We start from the raw sequence: 18,044 nt of genomic DNA on the forward strand, positions 1-18,044 counted from the left end.
GGAAATGACGGCGGACAGGTTGTCGTTATTCCGGATAAATCCCTGCAATATGGAATAACCGGATGCCCGCTTTTGCGGAGAATGATGATGGAAAGTCATCATCGTGCGTCAAACCCGCGCGGCAACACATCGGCAGAGGAAATCAGAGATACGGTTGCAGGGTGCGCCGGAGGATGTCCGTGTCGGTAATTTCGGTGATGACGGCTTCGCCCAGCCGGTTCAGACCGATAAAGCGCATGATGCCGCCGCTGACTTTTTTGTCGTGGCTCATATGTGCCAGCCATTTTTCAAAGGCAAACACGGGCGGTGCGGACGGCAGTCCGGCGGCTTCGAGCAGGGCGGCGAGCCGCGCGGTATCTGCGGCGGAGGTTTTGCCCAGTTGTTCGGACAAACGCGCCGCCAACACGCAGCCGGCGGCAACGGCCTCGCCGTGCAGCCATACGCCGTAACCCATTTCCGCTTCGACGGCGTGTCCGAAGGTGTGTCCGAGGTTGAGCCATGCGCGTATGCCCTGTTCGGTTTCGTCTTGGGCGACGATGTCTGCCTTCATTTGGCAGCAGCGGTACACGGCTTGGGTGAGGGGCGCGCGTTCGAGTGCCATCAGTTCGGGCATATGCTGTTCCAGCCATTCAAAAAAGCCGATGTCGCCGAGCGCGCCGTATTTGATGACTTCCGCCATACCGGCGGACAGTTCGCGGGCGGGCAGGGTGTGCAGCGTGTCCAAATCTGCAAGCACCGCCTGCGGCTGGTAAAACGCGCCGATCATATTTTTGCCGAGCGGGTGGTTGATGGCGGTTTTTCCGCCCACCGATGAGTCGACCTGACTCAACAGCGTGGTCGGTATTTGGATGAACGGCGCGCCGCGCTGGTAGGTGGCGGCGGCAAAGCCGACCATGTCGCCGATCACGCCGCCGCCCAGCGCAATCAGCGTGGTTTTACGTTCGGCGCGGTTTTGCATCAGCCCGTCAAAGATGAGGTTGAGCGTCTGCCAGTTTTTGTGCGCCTCGCCGTCGGGCAGGATGATGCTGAAATGGGATACGCCTGCCGCATCCAATGCCGTCTGAAGCGTGCCGAGGTAGAGCGGGGCGACGGTTTCGTTGGTGATGATGGCGGCGCGTTTGCCCAAATGCGGTTTGAGCAGGCTTCCCGCCTGCGGCAGCAGCCCGTTGCCGATAAAGATGGGGTAGCTGTGCGAAGGCGTGTGTACGGTCAGTGTTTTCATTGTTGTTCCTTAAAGTTTGAACCGCCGGCCCGCCGGGCGGGGTGCGGTTTGGTTTTCGGGGAGCGGCGCATATGCCGGTTTATCGGGATAAGCGTTTGAGCAGGGTTTGCACGGTTTCCCGGCAGTTTGCCGATTCTACGGTAAAGTCGGCGGTTTGGCGGTAAACGGGGTCGCGTGCGGCGTAGAGTTCGCGCAATTTCGCCAAAGGATCGGCAACTTGCAGCAAAGGGCGGCTGTTGTCGCAGCGCGTGCGTTCGAGCAGGGTTTCGGGCGGGGCGTGCAGATAAACGACCGTGCCGCTTTTGCGGATAAGGGCGCGGTTTTCTTCTTTTAACACCGCGCCGCCGCCGGTGGACAGGACGATATGCGGCAGGACAATCAGTTTTTTGAGTATGGCGGTTTCGCGCGAACGGAATCCCTGTTCGCCTTCCATTTCAAATATGGTGGGGATGGGAACGCCCGCCGCTGCGGCGATTTCGTGATCGCTGTCGTAAAAACGGTAATCCAGCCGCTGCGCCATTTGCCGGCCCAGCGTAGTTTTGCCCGCGCCCATCAGTCCGATGAGGATGAGTTTGCCGTTAAAGTTTTTCATCACGGTTCCTTAATGTTTGACCCCCCCCCGCCTTTCGGGGCGGCAGGGTTCGGGCTTGTCGGGTTACGGCGGGATTTTATACGAAATCGGCAGGGCGGCGGTACGTTTGGAAAAATAACCCGACCATCCCGAACTTTTCTGATTTTAAGGAAAAATAAAAGAAATCAGGGAGGTTTTTTATTTCAGGCTGTGTTTTGACAATCCGTTGATTTCACTTAATTTGTCAGGAAAAGGCAATTATCTTTGCTTAGGTAAACAATTATCCAATTGAATATATTGAAGATAATATGTTTATCAATACTATAGCGGATGAACAAAAACCGGTACGGCGTTGCCCCGCCTTAGCTCAAAGGGAACGATTCCCTAAGGTGATGAAGCACCAAGCGAATCGGTTCCGTACTATCCGTACTGTCTGCGGCTTCGCCGCCTTGTCCTGATTTTTGTTAATCCGCTATAAAGACCGTCGGGCATCTGCAGCCGTCATTCCCGCGCAGGCGGGAATCCAGTCCGTTCGGTTTCAGCCGTATCCGACAGATTCCTGCCGCGTTGCGGTTCTAGATTCCCGCCTGTGCGGGAATGACGGCATATCGGCAGGCGAAGGATAAATGCGTAAGGCGGATGCGTAAGATGGGTTGTAGGGTGGACTGTAGGGTGTGCTTCAGCCCGCCGATTCCAACCAACTTCGCCAAAAACCGAAACCGCCGAGTTACGCCTATTCCCCAAAACCCTTGATGCGGTGAAATTAGTGGGCTGAAGCCCACCCTACGGCCCGATGAATCGTCAGTAATACCCGAATCGTCATTCCCGCGCAGGCGGAAATCCGAACACGTCCGCACGGAAACCCATATCCCGTCATTCCCGCGAAAGCGGGAATCTAGAATTTCAATGAGGCAAGAATTTATCGGAAAAAAACCGAAGTTTAAAGACCTAGATTCCCGCCTGCTCGGGAATGACGGGGTGTTTCGGGTTGCTGTTTTTTGTGGAAATGACGAGGCTTTGGATTGCGAGGATTTATCCCTTCCGCCGTCATTCCCACAAAAGTGGGAATCTAGAAATGAAAAGCAACAGGAATTTATCGGAAATGACCGAAACTGAACGGACTGGATTTCCGATTTCGCGGGAATGACGGCTCAAAAGTTACGAGACGAAAAACAACCGAAACCGGACAAGTTGGATTCCCGCCTGCGCGGGAATGACGGCATTTCGGTCGCGGCAAAAAGCATAAAGAAAGGGCATATGCTGTAAAACATATGCCCTTATTTTGACGCATCAATAGCGCAGGCTGTTGCCGGCCGTATCTATAATCCTCGGGGTAATGAAAATCAGCAGTTCGCGGCGGTCGGTTTTTTTCCCGCGTGTTTTAAAGAGGTTGCCGATAACGGGGATGTCGCCCAACAGGGGGACTTTGGTCAGCGTATTGCCGTTGTTTTCTTCATAAATACCGCCGACAATCAAAGTGCCGCCGTTTTCAACCATAGCCTGCGTATTCAGGCTTTTGGTCGAAATACATAGGATTGTGTTGTTGCCTGAAGCACATTGTGCAGGCGAGTCTTTGTTGATTTTGACGGTCATGATGATTTGTCCGTCGGGCGTGATGTTCGGCGTAACGGTCAGCCCCAAGACGGCTTTTTTGAGTTCCGTGTTGGTAGAGTTGCCGCCGCCCGAGGCTGTAGTTACGGTAAAAGGAATTTCGTAACCGGATTCGATTTTGGCCTCTTTGCGGTTTTGGGTCAGCACGCGCGGATTGGCAAGCGTTTTGGTTTTTGAAAGCGACTCGGATGCGGACAATTCCAAATTCAACGCGCCGGAGGAAATCGCGCGCACCAGCGAAATGCTGTTTGCGGCAGCGGCAACCGGCAGGTTGATTTTGGTTTGGGCCTCCCATTTATCGCCGCCCCCGAAGCCGGAGTTCACGCCCCAGCCGAATGCGCTCGTCTCATTTTTCAGTTTTTTCCTGCCTGTCGCGCCGAACTTAACGCCCAAATCGCGCGAGAAGCCGTCTGCCGCTTCGACGATACGCGCCTCAATCATCACTTGTTGCGCGGGTACGTCCAATTCGTCAATCAGTTTGCGGAATTTTTCGATGACGCTGCGGGTATCGGTAACAATCAGGGTGTTGGTGGCGGGATCGATCAGCACGCTGCCCCTGCCGCTGACAAGCGTGTTGCGGTTTCCGGTCGTGTCGGCATTGTCCAAACGCAGGATGCTGCGGAATTCTTCCACATTTTTGTATTTCAATTGGAAGTTTTGGGAATACAGCGCGCCCAGATCGGCAATGTCTTTTTCCGCTTGTAAGAAGGCTTTGTCTTTGGCAAGCAGCTCGTCGCGGGGCGCGATGTTGACGATGTTCCCTTGCTGGCGCATATCGAGGTTGCGCGCCTGCATAACCAAATCCAAAGCCTGATCCCAAGGTACGTCTTTGAGGGAGAGGGTCATTTTGCCGCTGACGGAGTCGCTGGCAACAATGTTCATCCCGGATTCTTTTGCCAAAATCTGCAGGATGGTGCGGATTTCGACATCTTGGAAGTCAAGGGAGATTTTCCGGCCTGTGAAGGTTTTGGGCGCATTGTTCACGCCGCCTGACTCGAGGTTTTGTTTTTTCGGCAGGACTTGGAAGGTAAAGTATCCGGGCGCGGCGGATTTGTTGACGAGTTCCCAGTTGCCGGTTGTTGTGATAATCAGCTGGGTGTCGTTATTGAGGCGTTTCAGCGTAACCTTTTGAACCGGTGTTTTGAAGTCTGCCACATCCAAACTGCGTTGGAGCGCGGTCGGCAGGGTATGGTTTTTCAGCGTAACGATGATGTGGTCGTGCTGTTGGCTGATGTCGGGCTGCCCGGCAAAGCCCAATGCCGCCAATTCGATAATGCCGGCATTTTTGCCGTCTTTGCGGAAATCGATATTGGTTTGTTTTGCCGGTGTCGCCGCCTGTTGTTTTGCCGATGCCGCTGCCTGTTGTTTTGCCGGGCTGAACGGTGCGGATACGGATACTACGGACTCGGTAAACGGTGCGGCAGCCTGTTGTTTTGCCGGTGCGGCAGGCGCGGCTTTTACGGCTGGGCGGGCGGGGGCGGACACGGTATCGTCCGATTCGTTAATGAATATCCAAACTTTGTTCCCGCGTACTTCGGTATTGTATTGGCCCGGTTTGTTCAAATTCAGAACCAGACGCGCACGGCTGCTGTTTTGTGCGGCACTGATTTTGCTCAACAGAGGATCGGCATATTCGAGTACCTGTTGATCCATGGAAATGCCGGTTTGTTCAAAGTCCAAGGCGATGCGGGCCGGTGAGGAGGTTACGAAGCCGGTCGGGTTGACAATCTCTTTGTCAAAGCTGACTTTGACGATTTTCTGTTTGTTGGGCAGGGAGGAAACTTTGATGTCTGTAATGTTTCCTGCCGATGCCGTCTGAAAGGCGGCGGTTGCGACAAAGAGACCGGAAATGATTTTTGTCAGTTTGGTATTCATAATGGAGTAATCCTCTTCTTAATTTTGTTCTGCGGCAGGTGCTGCCGCTTGTTCGGTGTTTTTGTCGGAAGAATTCAACAGCAGTTCTGCTTTACGGGAAACCCAGTTGCCCGTGCTGTCTTCTATCAGCTCGTTCAGGATGATGCTGTCGTCGGTAATGCTTTCGATTCTACCGTAGTTTTGTCCCAAATAGTTGCCGACACCGACAGTGTAGACATAACCTTCAGCCTCGATGAAGCCGGAGACTTTCTGTCCGGACTTCAAAATGCCGACATAACGCATATTTTCCAAACTGAATTTTTCCAGCGTTTCTTTAATACGCTTGGTGTCGGGGGCATTTTCCCCTTTTTTGGCGGTTTCCATGCGGCGGAAGTCGAATGCGTTCGGCCCTGTAAGCTGCGGCGGGCTGTATACCGGCGCAACCGGCAGGGTAGGTGCTTGGAAAGGTATGATTTCTGCTTTGGCTTCGCGTCGCGTTTGTGCCATCCATTCGTTTAGGTCTTCAGAATTTTGGGAACACGCGGAGAGAGCCAGAAAGCTGATGAGTAAGGCATAGTGTTTCATGGTTTCCCTAACGTAAGTTATTTTTGCTCGGCATTTTGTGCCGCTTCTGCGGCAAGCTCTTCTACGGATTTTGCTTGGTAGGTGGTGGCAATGGCGCTGAGGTTCAGGATACTGCTCTTGCCGTCAGGATTGCCGCCGTTTTCCGGAGATTGGGCGATTTTCAGCGACTCAAGGGTAATGATTCGGGAGAGACTGCCGACATCGCGGGTAAATTGGCTGATCTGTTCGTAATTTCCGGTAATGGAAATGGAATAGGGTAATTTTTTGATGGGACCGTCATCTACGGGAGGTTGGGGCATAACGCTGTCCAAGCGCAGACCGTTGCTCGAACCCGCCTGATGAAGCTCTTGAACCAAATTGGGAATTTCTGCATCTGTCGGCAGCTGTTTCAACATGATATCGAAGGCAGAGCGGATTGAGGCAAGTTCGTCCCTAAGGTTGTTCAGGCTGGCCGCGTCGATACTTTTCTGTTTGTAGGTGTTTTTCAGTTCGGTTTCTTTTGCTTCATATTCCTCAAGGGATTCCATCTGGCTTTTGAACAATCCGGCATAACCGAGCCCCAGCACGGCGGCAACGACCAGCAGGGCGATAAAAAGCCTGGCAGGAAGGTTGAGCAGGTGAAGGTTGTTGAGATCCAAGTTGGTTTTAGATGATTTAGAAGCCATTCAGTTTGCCTCCTGTGCGTTTCCCGAAGCCGGATTCTCTTTGGATTCGGCCGCCTTTACGATAGGTTGTAATGTTGCCTGAAGGGTAAATTCTTGATGCGAATTGTTTTTCTTGATGCTTAACAATTCGGGTTGCTTGAATATGCCGGTATTGGGCATCGCCCTCATCATGGCGGCAACGCGGTTGTCGCTGGATGTCCTGCCGCTGAGCCGATAAGAGTCGGCGGTAACGGCATCCAGCGAGGTTAGGTAGGTGCTTCCGGGGACGGCCTCATTCAGGCTGTCGAGGATTTTTGCGGCTTGGAGGCGTTTGATCTGGAGCTCCCCGATTTTGTTTTTCTTAATCAGGAAGGCATCTTTTTCCTGTTTGAGCTTTTGTATTTCCGACAGCTCGGTATCCAAGTGTGCGATGGAGATTTCCAGCAGCGTGTTTTTTTCCGACTGTTTATTGATCATATTGTCGATAAACAGGTAGGTTGCCGCAACGGCGGCAACGCCCGTCAGCACGGCGCCGTACATCAGCGTTTTAAACTGCTGCTGTTTGCGTTTGTTCATCTCTTCCCTGTAGGGGAGGAGGTTGATTTTGATTAAATTGTTCATAATTATAATCCCCGTACCGCCAAACCGAACGCCTTGGTCAGTGTCGGCGCATCAAGTTCGAATTGTTGTTCGTCTGTTTTGAGGTCGTTCGCAAAATAACGCGCGGGATGGACGCATTGTACATCCGCATTGGTTTGCGAGGCGACGGTTTGGGCGATGCCTTTCTGGCGCACCGCTTCCCCCGTCAGCAGGATATGCTTGATGTCGGTCATATCGTCTGCGGTCTGCGTGGTGTAATAAAACTGCAAGACCCTTTGTATTTCTTGGGTAATCTGCTGGTTGAAATAGTTTGCCACGCTTTCTTGGTAATCGGAAGGTTTTTGCGGGGAGTTGATGATCTCTTCCGCTTTTTCTGCTGTTACCTGATAGGTGCGCTGGATGAGTTGGTTGAGCTGTTCTTCGCTGACGGAGGTTTCCTGTTTGTATAGGATTTTTCCGTCTTGGATGACCAGGGCGTAGGTCTGTGCGGCATATACGCCGAAAATGGCCACTTTTTCGTCCGCAAGCTCGGGGGCAAAATGGTTTATCCACAGCGCGTAGGCGTTGTATTGTCCGAAAATGTCCACATCAAGCGCGGATAATTTCATACCGGCTGCGTTGAATGCGTCAATCAGGGGTTCGATTTCATCCTTTCTCGATGCGACGGACAAAACAGCTTCGCCGACGGCCGATTGGGACAAGACCTGATAGTCGTAATTGGCTTCTTCGAGCGATATCGAGCTGGCTTCGGAGATGGAGGACTCCACGAACCCCTGCAGGTCCAATTCTGCATCTTTGGCCGTGTAGGTCAATTGTTCGATGGTTGCCAGATTTTGCGGGACGGACGCGACGATGTTTTTGCACGAAGTACCCAGTTTGGCATAGGCTTGTTGCAAATATGTAACAAGTTGATCGTAATTTTGGACTTTATTGCCTTGAATGATATTCTTTGGTAATTTGGCAATGACGTATTTTTCCAATTGAATTTGGTTTAAACTACGTCCTGACAATTGTACCATTTTGATGGAATGCTGGTCGATATCGATGCCGATTGCCGCGCGGTTATTGAGTCCCGAAGATTTTTTAGGGAGCTTGGCATCTGTTTTTTTAGGGTTTTTCAAGCTTTTAAACAAGCGCATGATGAAAGTTCCTGCTTTATTTGTACAGTGAGTAACCGTTTCGGTATCCGTAATGGATTCCTTGTTCTTTGCACATTGAAACCGTGCTTTGTAGAAATCGGTTGCTATTTTACTTTATTTAATACCAATAATGGTAAATTATTATTCAGCTATGATTAAAAAGATTTTAACTACTTGTTTTGGTTTGTTTTTTGGTTTTTGTGTATTTGGAGTGGGTCTGGTTGCCATTGCTATTTTGGTAACGTATCCGAAACTGCCGTCTTTGGATTCTTTGCAGCATTACCAGCCTAAAATGCCGTTGACTATTTATTCGGCGGATGGAGAAGTCATCGGTATGTATGGGGAGCAGCGGCGCGAATTTACAAAAATCGGCGATTTCCCCGAGGTGTTGCGGAATGCGGTTATTGCCGCCGAGGATAAACGCTTTTACCGGCATTGGGGGGTGGATGTTTGGGGTGTTGCCCGCGCTGCCGTCGGCAATGTCGTGTCCGGCAGCGTGCAGTCGGGTGCGAGTACGATTACACAGCAGGTGGCGAAAAATTTTTATTTGAGCAGTGAAAAAACGTTCACACGCAAATTCAATGAGGTGTTGCTTGCCTATAAAATCGAGCAGTCTTTAAGCAAAGACAAAATCCTTGAGTTGTATTTCAATCAGATTTACCTCGGTCAGCGTGCCTATGGTTTTGCATCTGCCGCGCAAATCTATTTCAATAAGAATGTCCGAGATTTGACTTTGGCGGAAGCCGCCATGCTTGCGGGACTGCCCAAGGCTCCGTCTGCCTATAATCCGATTGTTAATCCGGAGCGTGCCAAGTTGCGCCAGAAGTATATTTTGAACAATATGCTCGAGGAGAAGATGATTACCGTGCAACAGCGCGATCAGGCATTGAATGAGGAACTGCATTATGAGCGGTTTGTTCGGAAAATCGATCAGAGTGCTTTATATGTGGCGGAAATGGTGCGTCGGGAACTGTATGAGAAATATGGTGAAGATGCCTATACGCAGGGTTTTAAGGTTTATACCACGGTCCGCACCGATCATCAGAAGGCGGCAACCGAGGCATTGCGCAAGGCTCTACGGAATTTCGATCGCGGCAGCAGCTACCGCGGTGCGGAAAACTATATCGATTTGAGTAAGAGTGAAGATGTCGAGGAGACTGTCAGCCAGTATCTGTCGGGACTCTATACCGTCGATAAAATGGTTCCCGCCGTTGTGTTGGATGTTACTAAAAAGAAAAATGTCGTCATACAGCTGCCCGGCGGCAGGCGGGTTGCGCTTGACAGGCGCGCCTTGGGTTTTGCGGCCCGAGCGGTCGATAATGAGAAAATGGGGGAGGACCGTATCCGCAGGGGCGCGGTCATCCGTGTCAAAAACAACGGCGGGCGTTGGGCGGTGGTTCAAGAGCCGTTGCTGCAGGGGGCTTTGGTTTCGCTGGATGCAAAAACCGGAGCTGTGCGCGCGCTGGTCGGCGGTTATGATTTTCACAGCAAAACATTCAATCGTGCCGTTCAGGCAATGCGGCAGCCGGGTTCGACCTTTAAGCCGTTTGTCTATTCGGCGGCATTATCTAAGGGGATGACCGCGTCCACAGTGGTTAACGATGCGCCGATTTCCCTGCCGGGGAAAGGGCCGAACGGTTCGGTTTGGACACCTAAAAATTCAGACGGCAGATATTCCGGCTACATTACTTTGAGACAGGCTCTGACGGCTTCCAAGAATATGGTTTCCATCCGTATTTTGATGTCTATCGGTGTCGGTTACGCGCAACAGTATATCCGGCGTTTCGGCTTCAGGCCGTCCGAGCTGCCGGCAAGCCTGTCTATGGCTTTAGGTACGGGCGAGACGACGCCGTTGAAAGTGGCGGAGGCATATAGTGTATTTGCGAACGGCGGATATAGGGTTTCTTCGCACGTGATCGATAAGATTTATGACAGAGACGGCAGGTTGCGCGCCCAAATGCAACCTTTGGTGGCAGGGCAAAATGCGCCTCAGGCAATCGATCCGCGCAATGCCTATATTATGTATAAGATTATGCAGGATGTGGTCCGTGTCGGTACGGCAAGGGGGGCAGCTGCGTTGGGAAGAACGGATATTGCCGGTAAAACGGGTACGACCAACGACAATAAAGATGCGTGGTTTGTCGGTTTTAACCCTGATGTGGTTACTGCCGTATATATCGGCTTCGACAAACCTAAGAGTATGGGGCGTGCCGGCTACGGCGGTACGATTGCGGTGCCGGTTTGGGTGGACTATATGCGTTTTGCGTTGAAAGGAAAGCAGGGCAAAGGGATGAAAATGCCTGAAGGTGTGGTCAGCAGCAATGGCGAATACTATATGAAGGAACGTATGGTAACCGATCCGGGCTTGATGCTGGACAACAGCGGTATTGCGCCGCAACCTTCCCGACGGGCAAAAGAAGATGATGAAGCGGCAGTAGAAAACGAACAGCAGGGAAGGTCTGACGAAACGCGTCAGGACGTACAGGAAACGCCGGTGCTTCCGAGCAATACGGATTCCAAACAGCAGCAGTTGGATTCCCTGTTTTAAAGACTCCGCAAAATGCCGTCTGAAAAGTCTTTCAGACGGCATTTTAGATTTGGCAGTGGCAATTTTTTAAATGTTTGCGGCCGGTCAAGTGGGGGGATACGGTTTCCGTATAATTGAGGTCAGTTTTCCTCTGGAGAGGAAGCGGCGGCATCTGCTGCGTCAAACCAGCTTCCGACAGTTCGGTTGGCCTCGTCAATACCTTGTTTTTTCAGGCTGGAAAACAGCTGTACGCTGATGTTTTGCCTGTCGGAATAAGGTTTGAGCAGTTTTTTGACTTGGGACAGGGTTTTTATCTGTTCGTTTTTGGATAATTTGTCGGCTTTTGACAGCAGGATGTGAACCGGTCTGCCGGTCGTGTGGAAAAAGTCCAGCATACGGATGTCGAGTTCTTTTAAAGGATGGCGGGCATCCATAATCAAAACCAGCCCGATAAGCTGTTTCCGATGGCGGAGGTAGTCGCCGAGCAGATTGACCCAATGTGCGCGTACCGCTTCGGGGACTTGGGCATAACCGTAGCCGGGCAAATCGACCATAAAATTGCCGTTCTGCAGCTCGAAGAAGTTGATATGCTGTGTCCGTCCCGGTGTTTTTGAAACGTAGGCAAGACGGACATGGTTGGTCAGGGTATTGATGGCACTGGATTTTCCGGCATTGCTCCTGCCGACAAAGGCAATTTCGAGCGGTGTGTCCGGCAGGTCTTTGAGATGGTTTACCGTCGTGAAGAATTTGGCGTTTTGAAAAAGGTTCATGGGCATATCCTTGTTTTCCGCCGCCGTTTGTCCGACAGCAAAAATATGCGGTTGGTTTTATGTGAAACACAGTGGTAATTTAATGTAAATTTAGTATAGAATAACACGTTTACAGAATCATCGGTTTTAATCGGGTCAAAAATCCCATATTTGAATATAAAAAAGAGCATTGTTGCGTTATCCAATGCTGTAATCAGGAGCACTCCATGAGACGATTGACTTTATTGGCCTTTGTTTTGGCTGCCGGTGCGGTTTCCGCATCTCCCAAAGCAGACGTGGAAAAAGGCAAACAGGTTGCTGCAACGGTTTGTGCGGCTTGCCATGCAGCAGACGGTAACAGCGGCATTGCGATGTATCCGCGTTTGGCGGCACAGCATACTGCTTACATCTATCATCAAACTATCGGCATCCGCGACGGCAAACGCACCCACGGTTCGGCAGCTGTGATGAAACCGGTGGTAATGAATTTGAGCGATCAGGATATTTTGAACGTATCCGCATTCTATGCCAAACAGCAGCCCAAATCCGGCGAAGCCAATCCTAAGGAAAATCCCGAATTGGGCGCGAAAATCTATCGCGGCGGTTTGAGCGATAAAAAAGTGCCGGCGTGTATGTCCTGCCACGGTCCGAGCGGTGCGGGTATGCCGGGAGGCGGAAGCGAAATTCAGGCTTATCCGCGTTTGGGCGGCCAGCACCAGGCATATATTGTTGAACAGATGAATGCCTACAAGTCCGGTCAGCGTAAAAATACCATCATGGAAGATATTGCAAACCGTATGTCCGAAGAAGATTTAAAAGCAGTTGCTAACTTTATCCAGGGTTTGCGTTAATCATCCAAGGGTCTGCTTCAGAAGCCGTCTGAAAAGGTTTTCAGACGGCTTCTGAAAATTTTGCGATAAGTTTTTTCAATCGCAACCGTTGGAATCGATGCAGGCTGTCTTCATTGTCTTGAAATAAAAAGCATCAAGACAGTAGAATCGGGACGTTGTTTTCTGTCTGCCCAATTCTGCTTTCCCATATTCCTGATGGCGGAATAAACACACAATGAGTAAATCCCGTATATCCCCCACACTTCTTTCCCGTCCGTGGTTCGCTTTTTTCAGCTCCATGCGCTTTGCGGTCGCTTTGCTCAGTCTGCTGGGTATTGCATCGGTTATCGGCACGGTGTTACAGCAAAACCAGCCGCAGACGGATTATTTGGTCAAATTCGGACCGTTTTGGACTCGGATTTTTGATTTTTTGGGTTTGTACGATGTCTATGCTTCGGCATGGTTTGTCGTTATCATGATGTTTCTGGTGGTTTCTACCAGTTTGTGTTTAATCCGTAACGTTCCGCCGTTTTGGCGCGAAATGAAGTCTTTCCGGGAAAAGGTTAAAGAAAAATCTCTGGCGGCGATGCGCCATTCTTCGCTGTTGGATGTAAAAATTGCCCCCGAAGTTGCCAAACGTTATCTGGAGGTGCGGGGTTTTCAGGGAAAAACCGTCAGCCGTGAGGACGGGTCGGTTCTGATTGCCGCCAAAAAAGGCACGATGAACAAATGGGGCTATATCTTTGCCCATGTTGCTTTGATTGTCATTTGCCTGGGCGGGTTGATAGACAGTAACCTGCTGCTGAAGCTGGGTATGCTGGCCGGTCGGATTGTTCCGGACAATCAGGCGGTTTATGCCAAGGATTTCAAGCCCGAAAGTATTTTGGGTGCGTCCAATCTCTCATTTAGGGGCAACGTCAATATTTCCGAGGGGCAAAGTGCGGATGTGGTTTTCCTGAATGCCGACAACGGGATGTTGGTTCAGGACTTGCCTTTTGAAGTCAAACTGAAAAAATTCCATATCGATTTTTACAATACGGGTATGCCGCGCGATTTTGCCAGCGATATTGAAGTAACGGACAAGGGAACCGGTGAGAAACTCGAGCGCACCATCCGCGTGAACCATCCTTTGACCTTGCACGGCATCACGATTTATCAGGCGAGTTTTGCCGACGGCGGTTCGGATTTGACATTCAAGGCGTGGAATTTGAGGGATGCTTCGCGCGAACCTGTCGTGTTGAAGGCAACCTCCATACACCAGTTTCCGTTGGAAATCGGCAAACACAAATATCGTCTTGAGTTCGATCAGTTCACTTCTATGAATGTGGAGGACATGAGCGAGGGTGCGGAACGGGAAAAAAGCCTGAAATCCACTCTGAACGATGTCCGCGCCGTTACTCAGGAAGGTAAAAAATACACCAATATCGGCCCTTCCATCGTGTACCGCATCCGTGATGCGGCAGGGCAGGCGGTCGAATATAAAAACTATATGCTGCCGATTTTGCAGGACAAAGATTATTTTTGGCTGACCGGCACGCGCAGCGGCTTGCAGCAGCAATACCGCTGGCTGCGTATCCCCTTGGACAAGCAGTTGAAAGCGGACACCTTTATGGCATTGCGTGAGTTTTTGAAAGATGGGGAAGGGCGCAAACGTCTGGTTGCCGACGCAACCAAAGACGCACCTGCCGAAATCCGCGAACAATTCATGCTGGCTGCGGAAAACACGCTGAATATCTTTGCGCAAAAAGGCTATTTGGGATTGGACGAATTTATTACGTCCAATATCCCGAAAGGGCAGCAGGATAAGATGCAGGGCTATTTCTACGAAATGCTTTACGGCGTGATGAACGCTGCTTTGGATGAAACCATACGCCGGTACGGCTTGCCCGAATGGCGGCAGGATGAAGCGCGGAACCGTTTCCTGCTGCACAGTATGGATGCCTATACGGGGCTGACGGAATATCCCGCGCCTATGCTGCTCCAGCTTGACGGGTTTTCCGAGGTGCGTTCCTCAGGTTTGCAGATGACCCGTTCGCCGGGTGCGCTTTTGGTCTATCTCGGCTCGGTATTGTTGGTTTTGGGTACGGTATTTATGTTTTATGTGCGCGAAAAACGGGCGTGGGTATTGTTTTCAGACGGCAAAATCCGTTTTGCTATGTCTTCGGCCCGCAGCGAACGGGATTTGCAGAAGGAATTTCCAAAACACGTCGAGAGCCTGCAACGGCTCGGCAAGGACTTGAATCATGACTGAACACTATAAAACCCTTCCGGAACACGAGCTGCTGATTCAGAAATCTTTGATCCGCAATCTGAATCTTTGGGATTGGGTATTTGCCGTGCTGGTTTTTGCGGCTACGGTTTTCGTGCAGACCCGTTCCGGTATGCATATGGACATTTACGAAACGGTCATGTTGTGGGCGAGTGCCGGTATTGCCGTGTTTTTGGGTTGGTTTTTCAAACCGATGCGCTGGTTTGTTCCTTTAAGCGTATTGCTTGCCTATGCCGCCGTCGGTCTGTATGGCGGCAACATTAAATCGGCAGAGATTTTCCTGTTGCGGTATTTCCTCAGCAGCCAATCGGCGATCATGTGGCAGTGTGCTTTTGTCTTCTTCGCCCTGTTCGCCTATATTTCGGGCGCGGTTTTGGCAAGCGTAAAAAATGTGCCGACCAACACGCTGTTGGGTATGGGAACCGTGTTTGCATGGGTGTCTGCCGTAGCAGGCTTTACCGGTCTGCTGGTACGTTGGCACGAAAGCTATCTGCTCCGTCCCGATGCAGGGCATATCCCCGTGTCCAACCTTTATGAAGTGTTCATTCTGTTTTTGGTCATTACCGCGCTGATGTATTTGTATTACGAGGGTAAATTTGCCGTGCAGAAATTGGGCGGCTTCGTGTTCGGCTTTATGGCGGTCGTGGTCGGCTTTGTGTTGTGGTACAGCGTGTCGCGTGAGGCTCATACCATCCAGCCGCTGATTCCCGCGCTCCAGTCCTGGTGGATGAAAATCCACGTTCCGGCAAACTTTATCGGTTACGGCGCGTTCTGCATTTCCGCGATGCTCGGTATTGCCGAACTGGTTTCCCTGCGTGCGGAAGAAAAAGGCGGAAAACTGTGGCTGCCGCCGTCGGCATTGATCGACGAGGTGATGTATAAGGCGATTGCCGTCGGCTTTTTGTTCTTTACCATTGCCACCATTTTGGGCGCGTTGTGGGCGGCGGACGCTTGGGGACGCTATTGGAGCTGGGATCCGAAAGAGACTTGGGCGTTCATCGTTTGGTTGAATTACGCCGTGTGGCTGCATTTGCGGCTGGTGGCGGGCTGGCGCGGCAAAGTGCTGGCGTGGTGGGCGATTATCGGTTTGTTCGTAACCGCATTCGCCTTTATCGGCGTGAATATGTTTTTGAGCGGGCTGCATTCTTACGGAACGCTTTGATACGGTGCGACGATGCCGTCTGAAGGGCTTCAGACGGCATGTTCCGTTTTGGGGATACGGCAGTCGTGCCGAAATTCGCTAGAATACGTTTTTCAGTTTTTAACGGCATCAGACCATGTTGGTATTAGGAATCGAATCTTCTTGCGACGAAACCGGCGTTGCGCTGTACGACACCGAACGAGGATTGCGGTCGCACTGCCTGCACACTCAAATGGCAATGCACGCGGAATACGGCGGGGTCGTGCCGGAATTGGCGAGCCGCGACCATATCCGCCGCCTTGTTCCGTTGACTGAAGGCTGTTTGGCGCAGGCAGGCGCATCGTATGGCGATATTGACGCGGTTGCCTTTACGCAGGGGCCCGGTTTGGGCGGTGCGCTGCTGGCGGGTTCGAGCTACGCCAACGCGCTGGCTTTAGCGTTGGATAAGCCCGTCATCCCCGTCCATCATTTGGAAGGACATCTGCTGTCGCCGCTGTTGGCGGAGGAAAAACCCGACTTTCCTTTTGTCGCGCTGTTGGTTTCGGGCGGGCATACGCAGATTATGGCGGTCAGGGGCATAGGCGACTACGAGCTTTTGGGCGAGAGCGTCGATGATGCGGCGGGCGAGGCATTCGACAAAACGGCGAAACTGCTGGGTTTGCCGTATCCGGGCGGTGCGAAACTGTCGGAACTTGCGGAATCGGGCAGGCCCGAAGCGTTTGTTTTTCCGCGCCCGATGATTCATTCCGACGATTTGCAGATGAGTTTTTCGGGATTGAAAACCGCTGTTTTGACTGCCGTTGAAAAAGTGCGTGAGGCAAACGGTTCGGAAACCATACCCGAGCAAACCCGCAACAATATTTGCCGTGCGTTTCAAGATGCGGTAGTAGAAGTGTTGGAGGCAAAAGTGAAAAAAGCCCTGTTGCAGACAGGGTTCAGAACCGTAGTGGTCGCCGGCGGGGTCGGTGCAAACCGCAAACTCCGTGAAACTTTCGGCAACATGACGGTACAAATCCCGACCCCCAAAGGCAAGCCGAAACATCCGTCCGAAAAAGTCAGCGTGTTTTTCCCGCCGATGGCATACTGCACGGACAACGGTGCCATGATTGCCTTTGCCGGTGCGATGCACCTGGGCAAGGGCAGGGAGGTCGGTGCGTTCAACGTCCGTCCGCGTTGGTCGTTGTCCGAAATCGTCAAATGACAAGATGCCGTCTGAAACCTGTTCAGACGGCATTTTTATTTTCGTTACGGCGTTTTATAGCGGTTGTACATAAACAGATACTGCGTCGGAAAACGGCGTATCCAATATTCGGTATTGCGGTTGAACACGGCGGCATCGTGGGCTTTGTTGCCGTTCAATTCCCCTTGGACGGGGCGGATGTGCAACACGAAGCCTTGTCCGTCGGGCAGGCGTTCGCAGCAGAAAAACAGGGTTTTCACGCCTTTGACGTGTGCCAATTTTGCCGCCAGTGTCATGGTGTATGCAGGTTTGCCGAAAAAATCCGCCCACACGCCGCCGCCTTCCTGCGGAGAAGGGACGTGGTCGGGCAGGATGATGGTTGCCTCGCCCGCGCGCAGGGCCTTGATGATTTGTTTGACCCCTTGTATGCCGGTGGGCGCGGTTTTGCCTTTGCCGCGCACCCTGCCCGCCTGCATGATTTTGTCTATCGCTTTGATTTTCGGCGGCTTGTACATGGCGGTCAGGTGGAACGGAAGCTGCTGGCTGATGTAGCGTCCGCCCAAATCGTAGCTGCCGATGTGCGGCGTGATGAACAGCAGCCCTTCGCCCTTGTCCAAAGCCTGCTGCACGTGTTCCCAGCCGTGTACCGCTTTGAACATTGTTTCGATGTCTTCCGGTTTTTTGAAAAACGCGGGGGCAAGTTCCAAACCGCATTTTGCCGTTTCCGCAAAAACGGCTTTGACCGTCTGCGTGTCGGGGTTCAAACCCGCCTGCCGCATATTGGCGACGATGCGCGCGCGGTCTTCCTTTAAAAGGTAAAACGCCAGATGTCCGAGCCGGTTTCCCAGCGTGTGCAGACAGGAAAGCGACAGCAGGGAGAGGCATTTGAGCAGGGCGGTCAACAGGATGTGCATGGCGGTTCGCAAAGGGGGAAACAGCCTGAATTGTAAACGAAACATGCCGTCTGAAAAAGGGAAGTATTGCGGCAATATGCCTTTTCTGCTACGATGCGCGCTGCATTAAGAGTTGGGAATTCCATGCCAACCTGCTTTTCAAACGGAAAGGTAAGGTGGACGGTTGAAAAACCGATGTGGCTCGCCGGAGCAATCCAAACCCGCTTGA

14 protein-coding genes and 1 riboswitch are annotated in these 18,044 nt (G+C 51.8%); of the genes, 5 read left to right on the plus strand and 9 right to left on the minus strand.

The features are described from left to right. Window positions 1-142: 142 nt before the first annotated feature. The 7 genes from aroB to pilM all read right to left on the minus strand — a co-directional run bounded on the left by aroB (window position 143) and on the right by pilM (window position 8,226). The gene (gene aroB, locus DFR77_RS04335; protein ID WP_003690567.1) at window positions 143-1,222 is read right to left on the minus strand and encodes a 3-dehydroquinate synthase; all 1,080 of its coding nucleotides are present in this window, start codon (window positions 1,220-1,222) and stop codon (window positions 143-145) included. Between the two features lie 79 nt (window positions 1,223-1,301). After that, a complete protein-coding gene (locus DFR77_RS04345; protein WP_003687349.1) occupies window positions 1,302-1,814 on the minus strand; it encodes a shikimate kinase in 513 nt (170 codons plus the stop codon). 1,269 nt (window positions 1,815-3,083) lie between these two features. Next, on the minus strand, window positions 3,084-5,279 hold the full coding sequence (locus DFR77_RS04360; protein WP_003696681.1) for a type IV pilus secretin PilQ: 2,196 nt from the start codon (window positions 5,277-5,279) through the stop codon (window positions 3,084-3,086). A gap of 18 nt (window positions 5,280-5,297) precedes the next feature. Beyond that, window positions 5,298-5,843: a pilus assembly protein PilP gene (locus DFR77_RS04365; protein ID WP_003692554.1), complete on the minus strand. Its 546-nt coding sequence runs from the start codon at window positions 5,841-5,843 to the stop codon at window positions 5,298-5,300. A 17-nt stretch (window positions 5,844-5,860) separates the two neighbouring features. Next, window positions 5,861-6,508: a type IV pilus inner membrane component PilO gene (locus tag DFR77_RS04370; protein ID WP_003690570.1), complete on the minus strand. Its 648-nt coding sequence runs from the start codon at window positions 6,506-6,508 to the stop codon at window positions 5,861-5,863. After that, window positions 6,509-7,108, minus strand: coding sequence for a PilN domain-containing protein (locus DFR77_RS04375; RefSeq protein ID WP_003687354.1), 600 nt, complete (start codon window positions 7,106-7,108; stop codon window positions 6,509-6,511). It abuts the gene before it with no gap. 2 nt (window positions 7,109-7,110) lie between these two features. Continuing rightward, the gene (gene pilM, locus DFR77_RS04380; RefSeq protein WP_003696683.1) at window positions 7,111-8,226 is read right to left on the minus strand and encodes a type IV pilus biogenesis protein PilM; all 1,116 of its coding nucleotides are present in this window, start codon (window positions 8,224-8,226) and stop codon (window positions 7,111-7,113) included. 151 nt (window positions 8,227-8,377) lie between these two features. On the opposite strand from pilM, the gene DFR77_RS04385 reads away from it, so the two are divergent. Then, on the plus strand, window positions 8,378-10,774 hold the full coding sequence (locus DFR77_RS04385) for a penicillin-binding protein 1A (protein ID WP_003687357.1): 2,397 nt from the start codon (window positions 8,378-8,380) through the stop codon (window positions 10,772-10,774). A 119-nt stretch (window positions 10,775-10,893) separates the two neighbouring features. Here DFR77_RS04385 and yihA read toward each other — a convergent pair whose 3' ends face one another. Beyond that, window positions 10,894-11,523: a ribosome biogenesis GTP-binding protein YihA/YsxC gene (yihA, locus tag DFR77_RS04390; RefSeq protein WP_003687358.1), complete on the minus strand. Its 630-nt coding sequence runs from the start codon at window positions 11,521-11,523 to the stop codon at window positions 10,894-10,896. A gap of 206 nt (window positions 11,524-11,729) precedes the next feature. Here yihA and DFR77_RS04395 point away from each other — a divergent pair, with 206 nt between their 5' ends. The 4 genes from DFR77_RS04395 to tsaD all read left to right on the plus strand — a co-directional run bounded on the left by DFR77_RS04395 (window position 11,730) and on the right by tsaD (window position 16,943). Next, the gene (locus DFR77_RS04395) at window positions 11,730-12,353 is read left to right on the plus strand and encodes a c-type cytochrome (protein ID WP_003687359.1); all 624 of its coding nucleotides are present in this window, start codon (window positions 11,730-11,732) and stop codon (window positions 12,351-12,353) included. Window positions 12,354-12,630: 277 nt separating this feature from the next. Beyond that, the gene (locus DFR77_RS04405) at window positions 12,631-14,583 is read left to right on the plus strand and encodes a cytochrome c biogenesis protein ResB (RefSeq protein WP_033909003.1); all 1,953 of its coding nucleotides are present in this window, start codon (window positions 12,631-12,633) and stop codon (window positions 14,581-14,583) included. Continuing rightward, entirely contained in the window at window positions 14,576-15,763 is a 1,188-nt protein-coding gene (gene ccsB / locus DFR77_RS04410) for a c-type cytochrome biogenesis protein CcsB (protein WP_003687361.1), read from the plus strand. The genes DFR77_RS04405 and ccsB overlap by 8 nt, the downstream gene beginning before the upstream one ends. 115 nt (window positions 15,764-15,878) lie before the next feature. Then, window positions 15,879-16,943 (plus strand): tRNA (adenosine(37)-N6)-threonylcarbamoyltransferase complex transferase subunit TsaD, encoded by a 1,065-nt coding sequence (gene tsaD, locus DFR77_RS04415; protein WP_003687363.1) that lies wholly within the window; start codon window positions 15,879-15,881, stop codon window positions 16,941-16,943. A 44-nt stretch (window positions 16,944-16,987) separates the two neighbouring features. Here tsaD and DFR77_RS04420 read toward each other — a convergent pair whose 3' ends face one another. Continuing rightward, window positions 16,988-17,836 carry a lysophospholipid acyltransferase family protein gene (locus tag DFR77_RS04420; RefSeq protein ID WP_020996767.1) on the minus strand — a complete coding sequence of 283 codons (849 nt, stop codon included), beginning with the start codon at window positions 17,834-17,836 and terminating at the stop codon, window positions 16,988-16,990. 97 nt (window positions 17,837-17,933) lie between these two features. Continuing rightward, a riboswitch (SAM-I-IV-variant riboswitch) is annotated at window positions 17,934-18,043 on the plus strand. The last annotated feature ends 1 nt before the right edge of the window (window position 18,044 follow it).

Source organism: Neisseria gonorrhoeae, assembly GCF_003315235.1.
GTDB lineage: Bacteria > Pseudomonadota > Gammaproteobacteria > Burkholderiales > Neisseriaceae > Neisseria > Neisseria gonorrhoeae.